10 protein-coding genes are annotated in these 15,699 nt (G+C 69.4%); 2 read left to right on the forward strand and 8 right to left on the reverse strand.

Annotated elements, in window-relative coordinates:
* Nucleotides 1-374: 374 nt before the first annotated feature.
* The gene (locus tag HCR68_RS10915) at nt 375-2,111 is read left to right on the forward strand and encodes a DUF3027 domain-containing protein (protein WP_243859066.1); all 1,737 of its coding nucleotides are present in this window, start codon (nt 375-377) and stop codon (nt 2,109-2,111) included.
* 16 nt (nt 2,112-2,127) lie between these two features.
* On the opposite strand, the gene HCR68_RS10920 is transcribed toward HCR68_RS10915, so the two are convergent.
* Both HCR68_RS10920 and HCR68_RS10925 read right to left on the reverse strand, forming a co-directional pair.
* A complete protein-coding gene (locus HCR68_RS10920; RefSeq protein WP_167149396.1) occupies nt 2,128-7,320 on the reverse strand; it encodes a DEAD/DEAH box helicase in 5,193 nt (1,730 codons plus the stop codon).
* 84 nt (nt 7,321-7,404) lie between these two features.
* Nucleotides 7,405-8,535 (reverse strand): DUF418 domain-containing protein, encoded by a 1,131-nt coding sequence (locus HCR68_RS10925; RefSeq protein ID WP_208320588.1) that lies wholly within the window; start codon nt 8,533-8,535, stop codon nt 7,405-7,407.
* Between the two features lie 161 nt (nt 8,536-8,696).
* Between HCR68_RS10925 and HCR68_RS10930 the strand changes: the two genes are divergently transcribed.
* Nucleotides 8,697-10,190 (forward strand): NCS2 family permease, encoded by a 1,494-nt coding sequence (locus HCR68_RS10930; RefSeq protein ID WP_208320589.1) that lies wholly within the window; start codon nt 8,697-8,699, stop codon nt 10,188-10,190.
* Nucleotides 10,191-10,292: 102 nt separating this feature from the next.
* On the opposite strand, the gene HCR68_RS10935 is transcribed toward HCR68_RS10930, so the two are convergent.
* From HCR68_RS10935 to HCR68_RS10960, 6 genes are all read right to left on the reverse strand, one after another.
* Nucleotides 10,293-10,922: a hypothetical protein gene (locus tag HCR68_RS10935; RefSeq protein WP_167149402.1), complete on the reverse strand. Its 630-nt coding sequence runs from the start codon at nt 10,920-10,922 to the stop codon at nt 10,293-10,295.
* 43 nt (nt 10,923-10,965) lie between these two features.
* The gene (locus tag HCR68_RS14545) at nt 10,966-11,451 is read right to left on the reverse strand and encodes a Tox-REase-5 domain-containing protein (RefSeq protein WP_167149417.1); all 486 of its coding nucleotides are present in this window, start codon (nt 11,449-11,451) and stop codon (nt 10,966-10,968) included.
* A 293-nt stretch (nt 11,452-11,744) separates the two neighbouring features.
* Nucleotides 11,745-12,278 (reverse strand): DUF6301 family protein, encoded by a 534-nt coding sequence (locus HCR68_RS10945; RefSeq protein WP_167149404.1) that lies wholly within the window; start codon nt 12,276-12,278, stop codon nt 11,745-11,747.
* A gap of 13 nt (nt 12,279-12,291) precedes the next feature.
* Nucleotides 12,292-13,683: a hypothetical protein gene (locus tag HCR68_RS10950; protein WP_167149406.1), complete on the reverse strand. Its 1,392-nt coding sequence runs from the start codon at nt 13,681-13,683 to the stop codon at nt 12,292-12,294.
* Between the two features lie 125 nt (nt 13,684-13,808).
* On the reverse strand, nt 13,809-14,438 hold the full coding sequence (locus HCR68_RS10955) for a hypothetical protein (RefSeq protein ID WP_167149408.1): 630 nt from the start codon (nt 14,436-14,438) through the stop codon (nt 13,809-13,811).
* Between the two features lie 50 nt (nt 14,439-14,488).
* Nucleotides 14,489-15,699 (reverse strand): Tox-REase-5 domain-containing protein (locus HCR68_RS10960; RefSeq protein ID WP_243859067.1); only part of this gene is annotated, 1,211 nt, incomplete at its 5' end.

Consider the following 15,699-nt stretch of genomic DNA (forward strand, 5'->3'; position numbering starts at 1 on the left):
CCGCCGAAACAACTCCACATCCCGCCGGGGCGGGCAACGCTGTCCGTCCGGGCGGTGTATTGACATTACCCGCAACGACGCCGCCGCCGCCAGACTTCGGCACCACCCTGTGGAAAACCCCGGGCGGAACCCGGTCACCCGCCGTCGGTGCGCGTCGGCGCCCGTGCTCTCCGGGAGCTGCTTCCGCAGCGCTTTGACCTGTTTTAGCGCAGGCACTCTTCCCGTGGCTTGAGGCCTACCGCGGCGTGCTCAGCGGCACGGCGCCTCATCGCCGTGTCCTCGTCTTCCTTGTCATGGCGCTGACGGATGATGGTGTGCCGAGGTCGACCGGTGCGGGCCAGGGCAGTTTCAGGAGCCTCCCCTACACTGGCCGAGTGACCGACACGATCGACTCTCACACCGACGCCTCAGGCGAGCCCTCGACCGAGACCGGCTCCGGCTCCGGCTCCTCGGCGCGCACCGCCACGGCCACCCTCGAGCGCCCGGCATCCGCACCGGCCTCGCCCTACCCGACTCCGGCCCCCGTGCCGCGAGCCGGCGCCCTGCCCACTCCCAGCGAGCAGGCCCAGGCCGCCAAGGACAAGACCCTCACCTCCCCGGCCGCTGTCGAGCTCGCCCGCCGTGCGCTGGAGGAGATCACCGACCCCATCACCGTCGGCGAGTACCTGGCCGCCGCGCCCAGCGCCGAGCGCCTGGTCACCCACCTGTTCGACTGCACCCTGAGCGGCTACCGCGGCTGGCACTGGACCGTCACCCTCAGCCGCGTCCCGCGCAGCCGCACCGCCACCGTCTGCGAGATGGAGCTGCTCCCCGGTGAGGAGTCCCTCCTCGCCCCCGCCTGGATCCCGTGGGCCGACCGCCTCGAACCCGGTGACGTCACCCGCTCCGACCGCCTGCCCCGCAAGGAGACCGACGAGCGCCTCGAACCCGGCTGGGAGGCCACTGGTGAGGATGCCGACGCCGTCGCCGTGGATCAGCTCGACCTGGGCCGCCCCCGGGTCCTCAGCGCCCAGGGCGTGTCCAGTGCCGCCGAGCGCTGGTACGGCGGCGACCACGGACCCGACGCCGAGGGCGTGCGCAAGGCCCACGCCACCTGCTCCACCTGCGGCTTCTTCCTGCCCATGGCCGGGGCCCTGCGCGCCATCTTCGGCGTCTGCGCCAACGAGTGGGCCACCGACGACGGCAGCGTCGTCTCCCTGGATCACGGCTGCGGCGCCCACTCGGAGACGGACGTGCCCGACCAGGGCCCGGAATGGCCCATCAACCCCTCCCGGGTCGACGACCACCTCATGGTGCCGCTGAGCACCAACGGGCTCGACCTGCGCGAGGGCCGCACCATCGCCGAGCTCGCCGCCCAGCAGCCGGACGACGACGCCAGTGACGTCGAGAGCGACAGCCGAAACCCTGACGGCGCCCCTGCTGAAGGCCCAGCCGGCGCACCCGACGCGGACTCCGGTCCGGAGCCCTCGATGCGCTCGGCCCAGGACACCGGCACCTCGGCCGACGTCGTGAACGAGGCCCCCGACTCGGCCCCTGACGTCGACGCCGCCGCTGGCGCCACTGCTGACGGGGCTCCCGACACGGACAGCGCCGCTGCCAGTGAAGACGCCTCCGCTCCCCCAGCCGAGGCGCAGGCGGCCTCGGCACCCAGTAAGACGGGAGGGAAGACGGCCGCTAAACGCTCCCGTCGGGCATCGACCTCGACCAAGCGCCGCCGTCGCACGGCCGACGCACCGGCCGAGGCGGCGGAGGACCGGAGCAGCCGGGTACTGGACCTCGACCTTGAAGGGCTCGCGAAAACGGCGTCCCCAGCAGCCTCGGCCTCATCGGCCCCTGACGTCGCGAGCCCGAGTGCCCCGGTGAGCGCTGACGATGCCCCGTCGGCAGCCGCGGAGGCGTCGTCGGCCCCCGCCAGCGCCGGATCAGGGGACACGCCCAGTGAGCGCGCGGCCTCGGCCCGCGCTGCCGTCGCCGGCCTGTCCCTCGCCCTCGGGATCGACACGCCCCAGGACGACGCATCCGACGACGCGCCCGCTGACGCGGATACCGACGCTCACCACGCGCCGCGCACCCTCGCCGAGCTCGAGGCCATCCTGCCCAACCGCTCCTGACCGGGCTCGTAGAGCTTCAGCGAGTTCTCGCTCCGACAGGACCGACGACGAGCCGCATCCCCCGGGGGTCGGAGACGAAACCGGCCTGACGCAGCAGGTCGCTCACGGTGCGATCCAGCGCGCTGACCCCGTTGAGCGACTCCACCACTGTGCGGTGCCGTCCCGGCGGTGCGCCCTCGCGCGCCAGCGACCGTTGCCGCGTGGCCGCCAGAGCACTCAGGGCGCGCGTCAGCGTCTCCCGCTCAGGCGTGTAGGAGATGAGCGCCTTGAGATTCTCCGAGGCATGAAGCACCGGCGCGCCCTCGATGAGGACGACGCTCGCGCCCTGCCGCCGCAGCGGTGTGCCGCCCACCTCCTTGCCCGCCGGCCCGGCCTCGCCGATGCCGGTGGGCAGCACGGGCTCGGGCCACGCCAGCCCGCGGCCGACCAGACAGGCCGGGTCCTTGAGATCGAGGACGACGTCGGCCCCAGCCTCATCGGCCGGGCCTTGGCTCAGGAACCGCAGCCGGTCAATGGTCTCCCGCTCGGCGAACTGGGCGGGACCGAGCCCCTCGACGAAACCACCGCGCAGGACCGCCCCGGTGTCCTCCATGCGCCGCAGCACGGGCATCAACGGCGCCAGACCCCCGGCGCCGCCGAAGGCCAGGGCGATGTCGCGCGAGACGACCCCGTAGCGGTCCAGCAACGACTCCACCTCGGCGATCGCCCGCTCCTCCTGGGACACCGGTGCGGCCGAGAGCCGCCGCCACGAGGTCGACGAGAGGATGGAGGACAGTCGCCCGGGCGCGGTCTGCCCGGCGGCACGGGGCATCTCCATCACGGCGCGTCTGCGGCGTCGGCTGCGGACTCGACGCGTCGGCGCCCTACGTGCCTTGGGAACGGGCTCCACAGACCTGCGCACCGGCTCGAAGGAACGGCCCGTGACGGTCCCCTCCAGCACCAGCCGCCAACGCGCCGGCTCAGTGCCTCCCTCAGGGCCTCCTTCAGTGTCCCTCTCAGCGCTCACCGTGACGTTGTCATCACCGTTGCCGTCCTGCGGTCCCCGGGGCTCAGACCATGCAAGCGTCTCCCCGAGCACCGGGGCGAGGGCCGAGTCCGTGGGGAAGAAGGCGATCTCTCCCGGCGCGGCGACGTCGTCGGATCCGACTGGCGTCTCCGAGCCCCGCCGGCCGGAGCCGGCCCCGCCCCGGGCCGTCTCCCCGTTGGGGCGCGCCTGCCAGACGACCTCCCCGGCGGCGATGAGCTCATCGAGCATGGCGGGACGGTAGTCGGCCACCCGCGCGGGCAGCACCACCGACTCCCACAGGTCGGCCGGCAGCCACACCCCTTCCAGTGCGGCCAGTGCCTCCGCCAGGGCGTCGACGCCGCTGCCCGCCTCGCCCATCCCGGCCCGCTCCAGCACCAGGCGCTGGAGGATCGCGGGCTCCACCGGAGCGACGGCGGCCCGCGCCCTGGCCAGCGAACGGTTGCGCACCCGGGTCAGGACAGAGGCCTCCATCCAGCCCGCCTCGCCGAGGCTCACCAGCGAGCCGTCCTCGACGAGCTCGCTCAGGGCCGCCTCGGCCACCGACACCCCCACACCGAAGGTCTGCGCCACCCGCTCGGGCGTGACGGTCGCATGCACCCTGGCGTATCGCAGGACGAGTCCCGCCAGGGGAGAACGGGCCGCCGCGGCCCGTACCGCCACACCGCCGACGTCGTCGAGGGCAGCCTGCTCCGAGGCCCGGTCGGGGATCTCCGTCCCCAGCGCCAGGTTCAGGTCTCGGGCGTCCTCGATCCGCGCCCAGTGCTCGCGCCCGCCGATACTCACCGCCATGGCCCGGCCGGCACCGGCGAGCTCATCCATGGCCTCCCGGACGGCTGCCTGGACTGCTGCGGCCGGCTCCTCAGCGCCTCCACGAGCCTCGTGGCCGACGCCGGCGCCCCCGCCGTCCCCGTCGGTCTCACCGTCGTCGGTGCACCGCTCAACCAGGTCCGTGAAGGTCAACGGACCGAGCTCGCGCAGCAGGTCGGCCAGGCCCTCGGTATCGGCACGCACCCGCCGCCCGGGCGCCAGGTGCTGGAGCTCGGCCTCGACCTGCGCCATCACCTCGCTGTCGAGCAGCTCGGCGATGCCCCCGTCCCCCAGCAGCGCGTCGAGCGCCCGGGGGTCCAGTGACAGCAGCCGGGCCCGCTGCTCGGCATGCGGCAGGTCCTCCTGGTACAGCAACGTGCTGGTGTACCCGAACAGGAGCGGGTGGGCGAAGGGGGAGGGCTCAGCGGTGACGGCCTCGACGATCCGCACCCGACCGGAGCCCAGGCGCTCCATGAGGGCCGTGAGCGCGGGCAGGTCGTAGAACTCCTGGAGGCACTCGCGCGCCGCCTCCACGCTGACCGGGAAGTCCTGGAACTGGCGGGAGGCCTCGAGCAGCTGACCCGCCTTGACCCGTTGCAGCCACAGCGGCGTGCGGTGCCCCGGCCTCGTGGAGGGCATGAGCAGGGCGCGCGCGGCGCACTCGCGGAACCGGGCGGCGAACAGAGCCGTCTCATCGATCCGGCCGCGCACCAGGGAGGAGATCTCAGCGGGATCGAAGACGACGAGCTCGGCACCCGGGACGCGCCCCTCGATCGGCGGGATCTGCAGGACGATGCCGTCGTCGGCCGCGACGACCTGCGGCCTGACCCCCAGGACCCGGTGCACCCGCTCCCGGACCGCCATCGCCCAGGGCTCGTGGACGCGCCGCCCCAGCATGCTGTGGACGATGAGCCGCCAGCTGCCGGACTCGTCCCGGTTGCGCTCCAGGACCAGGGTCTCGTCGCTGGGCAGTACCCCGGTGGCCTCCCGCTGCTCGCGCAGGAGCGCCATGAGGTTGTCCCGGGCGTAGCCGTCCAGGCCCGCCTCCGTGAGCCGGCGCCGCAGCGCCCGCTCGGCCTCCGCCTCTCCCGTGCTCGACTCGGTGCCCGGCCCGGCCTTTGCACCTTTCTCTCCCCGCGGCGGCAGCCCGGTCTGCGCCTCCCGCAGGAAGACCCCCTTGGCGAGCCCGGTGGCCGCGGGCCTCCCCAGGCCCTCGCCCCGCCAGAACGGCAGGCGGGCGCTGCGCCCCTGAGCCGGGTCGACGACGACGCGGTCGCCCGTGATCTGCCGGATCCGCCAGCTCGAGGTCCCCAGGGTGATGACGTCACCCGGGCTGGACTCGTTGACCATCTCCTCGTCGAGCTCCCCGACCCGGCGCCGCCCGGCGTCCTCGGCCCCCTCGGGCAGGACCACCGGGAACATGCCCCGGTCCGGGATCGTGCCCGACGCCGTCACGGCCAGCCGCTGCGCGTTCGGCCGGGCGCTGAGGCGGCCGGTGGCGCGGTCCCACACGATCCGGGGTGAGAAGTCGGCCAGCTCCGCCGACGCGAAGCCGCCGGACAGCAGCGCCAGCACCGACTCGAAGGCCCGGCGCGGCAGTGAGGCGTAGGGCGCCGCACGCGTGACGGTGGCGAACCAAGCCTCCGCCGTCAGGTCCTCCGCGCTCACTGCTGCGACCGTCTGCTGGGCCAGGACGTCCAGCGCATTGGCCACCAGGGCCGTGTCCTCAATGGCCCCGGCCCGCATCCTCTCGGCGGCGACGACGGCGTCCACCAGGTGGGTCCTCTCCACCGGGTAGATGACGCCACGGGGCCGCCCGCCCACCCGGTGATCGGCCCGCCCCACCCGCTGCAGGCCCGCCGCGACCGACGGTGGCGGCGCCACCTGGAGCACGAGGTCGATGGAGCCGATGTCGATGCCGAGCTCCAGCGAGGCCGTGGCCACCACGCACCGCAGCTCGCCCGAGGCCAGCAGGCGCTCCACGGCCAGGCGCTGCTCCTTGGAGACCGACCCGTGGTGCGCCCGGGCGATGACGGGCGCGCCCTCCGGCGTCGGCTCCGTGCGCGCGCCGGTGCCCATCTCCCAGGACTCGCGGTGAACCGGCACCGGGGCGGCTGTATGGGGCTCCGACTCTGCATCTGACTCTGGATCAGACCCCGACGCGGACTGCGACGCGAACTGCGCCGCCGGTCCCGGCCCGCGGCGTGCGGCATAGGCCTCGTTGAGGCGGGCGGTCAGGCGCTCGCAGGCTCTGCGGGAGTTGACGAAGACCAGGGTCGTGCGGTGGGCGAGGACCTGGTCGAGGATCGCGTTCTCCAGGTGTGGCCAGATGGATCCCGAGACCCGGGCGGGCCCCGCCGCTCCCGAGCCCCGAGCCGTGCCAGTCCCTCCGGCCTGCTCCGGCGGCTCTGTCTGTCCCGTCGCCATGGCTCGGCGCAGCGCCCGGTCCGATCGCCACGCCTGGTCGCCCCCGGCCCGTCCGAGCCCAGAGGATCGCCCCGCGCCGCCGGACGCGGATGGCCGCAGTGCCCGCTCCATCCGGGTGCGCCGGTCCGCGATCGCCGGGATACGGGCCATGTTCTCCACCGGAACGCTCACCGTCACCTCCGGCGTCGCCCGGCCGTCGTCGACGACGACCGTCACCGGGTGCGGCCCGCCGAGGAACCTCGCCACCTCCTGACGGGGCGATACCGTCGCAGACAGGCCCACGCGCTGCGCCGGGCGCTCCAGGAGGTCGTCGAGGCGCTCCAGGGACAGGGCCAGGTGCGTGCCGCGCTTGGAGCCGGCGAAGGAGTGGATCTCATCGACGATGACGGTCTCCACCGTGCGCAGCGTCTCGCGCGCGGCGCTGGTGAGCATGAGGTACAGCGACTCCGGCGTCGTGATGAGGATCTCCGGCGGATGCGTGCGCAGCCGGCGACGCTCCCGCGCGGGCGTGTCCCCCGAGCGCACCCCCACCGAGATCGGACGGGTGGGACCGACGTCGGCGATCCCCGCCAGCGGTCGGCGCAGGTTGCGCTCGACGTCGGCCCCCAGGGCCTTGAGCGGCGAGACGTAGAGGACCCTCACACCGCGGACCGGCTCCTCACCAGTGCCGGTTCTGTCATCCCTGTCCTGGGCGCCGTCGAGCCGGCCCAGACGGTCAATGGCGGACAGGAAGGCCGCGAGCGTCTTGCCCGAGCCGGTGGGGGCGATGACCAGCGCGTTCTCACCCCGACCGATCGCGGCCCAGGCCCGCTCCTGCACACTGGTGGGCCCGGTGGGAAAGGCGCCGAGGAACCAGGTCCGGGTAGCCGGCGAGAAGCCCGACCACCCGGGCCCGCGGGCACAGGCCGCATCGGTCCCGCCGCGGTCCGTCGTCGTACCCGGTGCCATGGCCCGTCACCCCCGTTCGCTCCTCATCAGCCCTTGGCCTCGGCGACCATCTTTCCACGGGGGTGTGACAGCAATCCGAGCCTCTTACGCCTGGTTTCGTGAGATGCCCGGGCGGCTGCGGTCGGTGGCCAACCGGATGAGCCGGCGCATCGTCCACTCCAGGGGGCCGTGCGCGAATCGCAGGCGGATGAGCGTGGCCAGCGCCAGGCCCAGCAGGACCGTCGCGGTCCCCAGGACCGGCAGACGCTCCGGCGCGTCTTCGAGGAGGAAGGGCCCGGCGCTCAGCACGTGGGCGACGTAGACGGTCAGAGACATCGAGCCCATCGCCTGCAGCGGGAAGGACCACCAGCCACCCTTGAAGACCAGCAGGCACAGCGCGATGACGGCCAGTGCCCCGCTGATCGAGGCCACCATGTCGATCAGTCCGCCGGAGTGGGCGGTCGGGTCGATGATGCTGGTGAGGGCCAGGGCGCCCAGGTCCCCGGACTCGAAGAGCGCATCAAGGTCGACGTAGCCGCGCAGCATCGTCCCCACGACGGCCAGCGGCGTACCGATGAGGACGGTGAGCAGCTGTGCGCGGGTGCTGCGGGTCAGGAGCCGGTGGGCGATGAGGCCGATGACCATGTAGGCGGCCCAGACGACGGCCGGGTAGGGGCCGGACATGACGGGGACGAGGGAGGCCGGCTCCCCGACCGTCATGTTGAGGACGTGGCTGAGCGCGCAGGCCGCCACGAGGACGCCCGCCACCACAGCCAGGGTGGAGGTGCGCCAGCGCGGTGCGCACGCCAGGGCGACGTAGCAGATGCCGAAGGCGGACAGCACCACCTGGATGGTGCCGGCGAAGGGCTCGATGAGCGCGCCCAGCGCGATGAGGACGGCGCCCCGCACGATGAGGCCGTGCCGCGAGCCCGCCAGGGCCCCTCCGCCCTCACGCACCCCGCGTGCGCCCATGATCGACAGGGAGAACCCGGCCATCACCGCGAACAGCGCCGAGGGAAACCCTCGGAAGATCTCAGCGGTCCACCCGTCGGGCTCCATGAGGTGGTTGACCATCATGCCCAGCAGGGCCAGGGCCCGGGCCACGTCGAGCCCGATGATGCGTGTCCTGGAGGGCGGGGCGGCCGACGACGCCTCGCGACTCGTTCCCGCATCCGTATCCGGGGGCGCGGCTGGAGACTGGCCCGGAGAGGTGAGGCTCGACGTCGTCGGTGTCATGGTCTGTTCGGTTGCGTCAGCTGTGAGCACGGGACAGAACGGTAGGAAAGGCGCCGTTATGGCGGTGTAAATAGCGGCATCAATGGAGCAGGGCGACTCCAATAAGGCCGATAGCATGATTCATCTGGGCGGTGTTCCGGGTTGGTTTCGCTCAGCGCGTGATGATCTGGAAGAATGCCGCCGTGAGCACACGTACTCCCACGAAGTCCTCATCGTCTTCGTCCTCTCCCAGCATCGCATCCTGGCTGGACCGCTACTTCCACATCACCGAACGCGGTTCGACCATCTCCCGCGAGGTCCGTGGTGGCATCGTCACCTTCTTCTCGATGAGCTACATCCTCGTCCTCAACCCGGCGATCCTGTCCAAGGCGAGCCCTCCGGGAACCGAGGCCCAGCTCGCGGCCGGCACCGCCTTCGTCGCCGCGATCATGACGATCCTCATGGGCGTCGTCGCCAACTACCCGATGGCCCTGGCGGCGGGACTGGGCATCAACGCGATGGTCGCCTACACCCTGGTGGGCACCCAGGGCATGACCTACGCCGACGCCATGGGGCTCATCGTCATCGAGGGCGTCATCATCCTTGTCCTGGTGCTCACCGGCTTCCGAGAGGCCGTCTTCAAGGCCGTCCCCGACCAGCTCAAGACCGCGATCTCCGTGGGCATCGGCCTGTTCATCGCGTTGATCGGCCTGGTGGACGCCAAGATGGTGCGCCGCGGCGGCACCCCTCTGGAGCTGGGCCTGGGCGGCTCCCTCCAGGGCTGGCCGGTCATCGTCTTCCTCTTCGGCCTCTTCCTCATGGTCGTGCTCTACGTGCGCAAGGTCCGCGGAGCCATCCTCATCGGCATCGCCTCGGCCACGGTGCTCGCCATCGTCATCGACGCCTTCGCGCACCTGGGCCCCTTCAATGACGACCCCAGTAACGGGCCCCTCAACCTCACCGGCTGGTCCCTGTCCGAGCCGCACCTGACCGGCTTCCCCGTGGACCTGCCGAGCCTGTCGACGCTGGGCCACTTCAGCCTGCTGGGCAGCGTCCAGAAGGTCGGGATCGTCTCAGTGATCCTCCTGGTCTTCTCCCTGCTGCTGGCCGACTTCTTCGACACGATGGGCACCATGGTCGCCATTGGCGCCGAGGGTGACCTGCTCGACGAGCACGGCAACCCGCCCAGGACCCGCGAGATCCTCGTCGTCGACTCCCTGGCGGCCATCGCCGGTGGTGTCGGCGGCGTCTCCTCGAACACCTCCTACGTCGAGTCGGCCGCGGGCGTGGGGGAGGGGGCCCGCACGGGCCTGGCCTCCGTGGTCACCGGCTGCATGTTCGGGTTGAGTATGTTCTTCGCCCCGCTGGTCAAGATGGTCCCCTACGAGGCGGCCACCCCGGCGCTCGTCGTCGTCGGCTTCCTCATGATGATGCAGGTGACCGACATCGACTGGACGTCCCCGGAGATCGCCCTGCCGGCCTTCCTGACCATCATCATGATGCCCTTCTCCTACTCGATCACCAACGGCATCGGGGCCGGCTTCGTCTCCTACCTGGTCATCGAGGTGGCTCAGGGGCGGGCCCGCAGGATCCACCCGCTCATGTGGGTGGCCTGCGCGATGTTCATCGTCTACTTCACCCTCACCCCGATCAAGGCGATCCTCGGCGTCTCCTGACAGAGGCCTTTCCACTCCCGCGTCGAGCCGGGCATTTTTCGCGTAGCCCTACCGTTTTTCTGTGGGGCTACGCGAAAAACGCCCGGCTCGACGGCGGTGGTGTCACCATTGGTTGAGGATGGTGGGGTAGGTGTCGGGGGTGCCGAAGGTGAAGATGGCGCCGTTGGCGACGGGGCTGGTGGTGGTGGCCAGCTGGGTGGCGCGCTGGTAGTGGGGTGAGTCGGTGGCGAAGAACATCTTCCAGCCGGGCAGATACTGGTAGGGCGGTGGAGCAGGGGTGACTGGGCGGTCCTCGCGGGTCAAGGCTCCGATGCTGTCCGGGTTGAAGATGGTGGCGGTGGTGTGCATGAGGGCGTCGGCCAGGCCCTCGCTGGTATCCAGTCCTGTCCCGAGGGCCTCTCCGATCATAAGTGTGATGGCAGCGTCCCCGGGGTTAGGCGTATTGAAGTACAGTTCGAGCTTGTTGCCCTGGTTGATCTGGCCGGAGAAGGCCGGGGTGAGGCCGAAGTCTGGGTATTCGGAGATGGTTTGCACGCCGTGGATGTAGTTGAGGAGGTAGTCCTGAGTGATGGGCGGGGCCTGCTCGGCTTCCTGGGGGCTGTCGGCGGTGGGGCGCCATAGGTCCAGGGAGGGGTGCAGGGGCCTGACCCGTTGGATCCACTCCCACACCCGACGCCCCTCCGAGACCGGGTCACCAAGAGCCCGCCACCTAAATGCAAGACCCCATTCCATGATTGTCATCCTTTCTATGATGGCTACTTTCTTGTCAAGCATGTTAGTTGGGAGGAGTGTAAATGAGTTCAATTTCCATGGGGAACTCACCCCATTCCTGTTTTTCTCTGAGGATATCGAGTGTGTCTTTTTCGGCGATGTGCCATTGGATGGGGGTGTCGGTGCCGGTGGCGCGTACGGCTTCGACCTGTCGTTCGGCGGTGTTGAGGAGACCGTACTTACCTCCGGGTTCTTCTGACCAGCTGCCTTTGATGGGGTTGGCCAGGCCGGGGCCTTTGGCGTCGACGAGGGCGAAGCCGTCGTAGCCGTCGAACTCGACGCCGCCAACATAGTAGGAGTGCTCGATGGGGACTCCGGTGACTTGTTCCTCGTAGGCCTGGGAGCGTGGTGACCCGTAGTTCCTGCTCGGTCCTGATGGCTGGGTTCGACGGCGTCTCGTCCTTTTCCTTTTTTGTGTCGAGCTGGGTATTTTTCGCGTAGCCCTACAGAAAAACGGTAGGGTTCCGCGAAAAATGACCGGCTCGATGATGGGGGTGTCTGGAGTGCGTGGTGTTTCTCGGACAGGGGCAAGGCATTATGCCCACAGCGGCTGGCCCGGCCCCGGACCGCCCTGGACCACCAATAAGGTAACGGGTGCTGCTGGTTGAGAGTGGTGGGTCCTTAGGTTCCGCCGCCTGTGAGGGTGATCTGTGTGATCGCAGGGTAGGGGCGTGTCGAATGTGTTGTTGTGCCGGCTGGTGAGTTCTCAAGACCGAGGAGCCTACAAAGGGCTCTGGTGAGAAAATTTCAGTGACGTATGTGTGAGTGAGATATGAGGGGCTCTTACAGTTCTCCACCCTCATCGAAGTAGCGCTGCTCAGCTTCAGTTAGATCAGTCATCGCGGGGGACTCAACAGTAGCGGACACGAGCCCTCTGGTGGCTGCGATAGTCACGCTTGCTCGTGACGGCAGGATCCACTGAGTTGACGCAACAATCTGATCGGATTCAGAGTCCCCGGCCCTATACAGGGAATTGAGGGCATTGACGTAGGAGGCGTAGGCGTTCTGGACAGCGATCTGTATCTCGGGTGGGGCGTCCGGAGGGAAGTGGGTGCTCAAGTTGAAGCCGATCTCGGACACAAAATTTCTGTTGGTAAAGTCAAGACCGATATTTCCGTCTTCGTTGCCGCTACTGACTGGTGTAACAAAATATCGCCCGTCGTCTGGAGCTGGTTTCCAGCCGAACTGGTCACGCAGGGTGAAGGCCTCGTTAATAGTCATGGGCCATCTGTGCTCGGCGATGGCGCGGATGATGGCAACTGCCTGCTCGGTGGGGTAGGCTCGGAATCCTGGGTTTGTGGTGTGGGTGCTGCTCATGGCTGTCCTTTTGCTAGAGACTGTCGATGGCTTGCTGGAGTGCCTGAGTGACTTCTGGGGTCAGTGAGAACGGTTGGTCCCCAACCTCTGTGAGCTCAGGTGTTCTGGTGTAGATCGTTTTTGCGTTGAGCTTGATGCTACCGTCCTTGACTCCCTCCCACACCTCGGGGTGATCGTGAAAGTACTGCGCGAATCGCGGATCGGACAGCATGTGGTCGCGAGCGTAAGCCGGACTTCCCTGGAGGGCCTTCCCCTCAAATCGAGTGTTGACCGGTGTTGTATTGAGTTTTGCGGACACTCCCTTGTACTCTGACACAACCAACTCGCTACCATCGGGCGATAGGGCCATGCCGTCAGCCCAACCGCCTGGGGCGGTCCCGCCGTTCACTCCGACATTATCGGCACGGAACTCATCCGGGATATGGTAGCCCTGCTCAGTGAGGTACTTCTCTCCGCCGGCCTCCCCGATCCTCGCCCCCGAATCATTCAGTTGTTTATGAGTTGTCGAGGCGGCTTTGGCTTTGTCTCGGAGTTGATCAATTTCGCGGGGGCTGTGGCCGGCGGCCCTCAGCTGTGGCACTGTTTTCCTCTCCATTTTTCGTCGGCTGAAGTCGCTGGGCGAGTAGCCTTCCGGGATCGAATCGGCCAGATCTTTTCTCGCTGCCTGCTTCGCCGCCTTCCTTGCTTCGTGTTGCCGGAAGAGCTCTGGAATGTCTTTAGCGTACCGGCTGGCGGGTTTGGTGGTTCGTCGTGCTTTAGCGGCGGTGCGGGCGGTGGTGCCGGCGGCCCTGCCACCGGGTATGACGGCGGCTGCGGCTAGGGCGGCGTCGGCGGCTATCTCAAGATCGCTGTGGGTGGCCAGGTAGCGGCCGGTAGCGCCCCGGGGGTCGCGTGCCAGGGAGGCGGCGGGGCGGGCGGCGTCCATGACGGTGGCGATGCCGAATCCGACTTCCAGGGCCAGGCCGAGGGTGCCTCCGGACAGGAGGACGGCGGCGGTGCCGATCAGGGCCAGGGCGGCCTTCTCGGTGGGGGACATGGACTCCCACACGGTGGCCAGCATCTCAAGGATGCCGGCGAACCAGTGGTGGGGTGGCAGGCCGGTCAGGCGCTGGTTGAGGTCGGCTACCAGTGGGGGCACGACGGTGAAGAAGATCCACAGGCTGGTGGCGGCGGTGGCGGCGGCCAGGGCGGTGACGACCCAGCGGCGGGGTCCGGCGTCGAGCTGGCTGCGTGCGGCCATCTCGCGGGCGGCGCGGTGCTCGGCCAGGACCCGTGCCGGGGCTCGCAGCAGGCGCAGGGGCCCGCCGGAGTCACCCGCCTGGGTCAGGGCGAGCCTGAGGCGGTGGGTCCGGGCCCCGGCACCGGCGGTGGTCTCGATGAGGTCGGCGCCCAGGCGTCCCAGCACCCCGCTGGGCAGACCCGCCAGGGCCCGCGCCCGCCACGACCCCCACCAACCACCACCATCCCTGGAGTGCGTGCGAGGCGGATGCTAGTAGCTACGACGACGGCGTTGTGGGTCCCGGTGGGGTGTCACCATTGGTTGAGGATGGTGGGGTAGGTATCAGGCGTGCCGAAGGTGAAGATGGCGCCGTTGGCGACAGGGGCGGTGGTGGTGGCCAGCTGGGTGGCGCGCTGGTAGTGGGGTGAGTCGGCGGCGAAGAACATCTTCCAACCGGGCAGGTACTGGTAGGGCGGCGGAGCAGGGGTGACTGGGAGATCCTCGCGGGTCAGGCTGCCAACAATATCGGGGGCGAAGGTGCTGGCGGTGGTGTGCATGAGGGCGTCGGCCTGGCCCTCGCTGGCATCCAGGGCGGCTCCGAGGGCCTGGCCGATCATGAGTGTGATGGCAGCGTCCCCGGGGTTGGGCATGTTGAAGCTGAGTGTGAGTTTGTTGCCCTGGTTGATCTGGCCGGAGAAGGCCGGGGCGACGCCGAAGCGTTCACTTTCCCAGTCAGTTTGGGCCTGGCGTATATCTTGAAGGAGGTGGTCCTGGGTGATGGGTGGTGACTGTTCTGCTTCCTGGGGGCTGTCGGCTGTGGGACGCCACAGGTCCAAAGAGGGATGTAGGGGCCTGACCCGTTGGATCCACTCCCACACCCGACGCCCCTCCGAGACCGGGTCACCAAGAGCCCGCCATCTGAGGCTGAGATCCCATCTCATGATTAATGTCCTCTCTAATGAATGTTGGTTGCTGGCAGTTCTATAGATTTTCAGTTGGGGGGAGTGAATATCAATTCGATCTCAGGAGGGAAGTCTCCCTTTCCTTGCCGGCGCCAGAGTTCGTTAAATGTGTCTTTTTCGGCGATGTGCCATTGGATGGGGGTGTCGGTGCCGGTGGCGCGTACGGCTTCGACCTGTCGGTGGGCAGTTCTGAGGAGACCGTACTTACCTTCAGGTTCTTGAGACCAGCTGCCTTTGATGGGGTTGGCCAGGCCGGGGCCTTTGGCGTCGACGAGGGCGAAGCCGTCGAAGCCGTCGAACTCGACGCCGCCAACATAGTAGGAGTGCTCGATGGGGACTCCGGTGACTTGTTCCTCGTAGGCCTGGGAGCGTGGCGACCCGTAGTTCCTGCCCTCACCCCACAGGCCGGGACCACCGTCAGATCGGGCGGGTCTGGGGGTGCGCAGCCCGGGCTGGTGGATACCGGCACGAGGGTTGAGACCCCTGGCGGCCTGGGCCCTGGCGAACGGTTTGGTGGTTCGTCGTGCTTTAGCGGCGGTGCGGGCGGTGGTGCCGGCGGCCCTGCCACCGGGTATGACGGCGGCTGCGGCTAGGGCGGCGTCGGCGGCTATCTCAAGATCGCTGTGGGTGGCCAGGTAGCGGCCGGTAGCGCCCCGGGGGTCGCGTGCCAGGGAGGCGGCGGGGCGGGCGGCGTCCATGACGGTGGCGATGCCGAATCCGACTTCCAGGGCCAGGCCGAGGGTGCCTCCGGACAGGAGGACGGCGGCGGTGCCGATCAGGGCCAGGGCGGCCTTCTCGGTGGGGGACATGGACTCCCACACGGTGGCCAGCATCTCAAGGATGCCGGCGAACCAGTGGTGGGGTGGCAGGCCGGTCAGGCGCTGGTTGAGGTCGGCTACCAGTGGGGGCACGACGGTGAAGAAGATCCACAGGCTGGTGGCGGCGGTGGCGGCGGCCAGGGCGGTGACGACCCAGCGGCGGGGTCCGGCGTCGAGCTGGCTGCGTGCGGCCATCTCGCGGGCGGCGCGGTGCTCGGCCAGGACCCGTGCCGGGGCTCGCAGCAGGCGCAGGGGCCCGCCGGAGTCACCCGCCTGGGTCAGGGCGAGCCTGAGGCGGTGGGTCCGGGCCCCGGCACCGGCGGTGGTCTCGATGAGGTCGGCGCCCAGGCGTCCCAGCACCCCGCTGGGCAGACCCGCCAGGGCCCGCGCCCGCCACGACCCCCACCAACCACCACCATCCC

Source organism: Actinomyces sp. ZJ308, assembly GCF_011752065.1.
Lineage (GTDB): Bacteria > Actinomycetota > Actinomycetes > Actinomycetales > Actinomycetaceae > Actinomyces.

Bases quoted from the DNA above. Each gene is read 5' to 3' on its own strand.
- HCR68_RS10925 (WP_208320588.1), bottom strand. From the start codon at position 8,535: ATGACACCGACGACGTCGAGCCTCACCTCTCCGGGCCAGTCTCCAGCC.
- HCR68_RS10930 (WP_208320589.1), top strand. From the start codon at position 8,697: ATGATCTGGAAGAATGCCGCCGTGAGCACACGTACTCCCACGAAGTCC.
- HCR68_RS10945 (WP_167149404.1), bottom strand. From the start codon at position 12,278: ATGAGCAGCACCCACACCACAAACCCAGGATTCCGAGCCTACCCCACC.
- HCR68_RS10955 (WP_167149408.1), bottom strand. From the start codon at position 14,438: ATGAGATGGGATCTCAGCCTCAGATGGCGGGCTCTTGGTGACCCGGTC.
- HCR68_RS10920 (WP_167149396.1), bottom strand. From the start codon at position 7,320: ATGGCACCGGGTACGACGACGGACCGCGGCGGGACCGATGCGGCCTGT.
- HCR68_RS10935 (WP_167149402.1), bottom strand. From the start codon at position 10,922: ATGGAATGGGGTCTTGCATTTAGGTGGCGGGCTCTTGGTGACCCGGTC.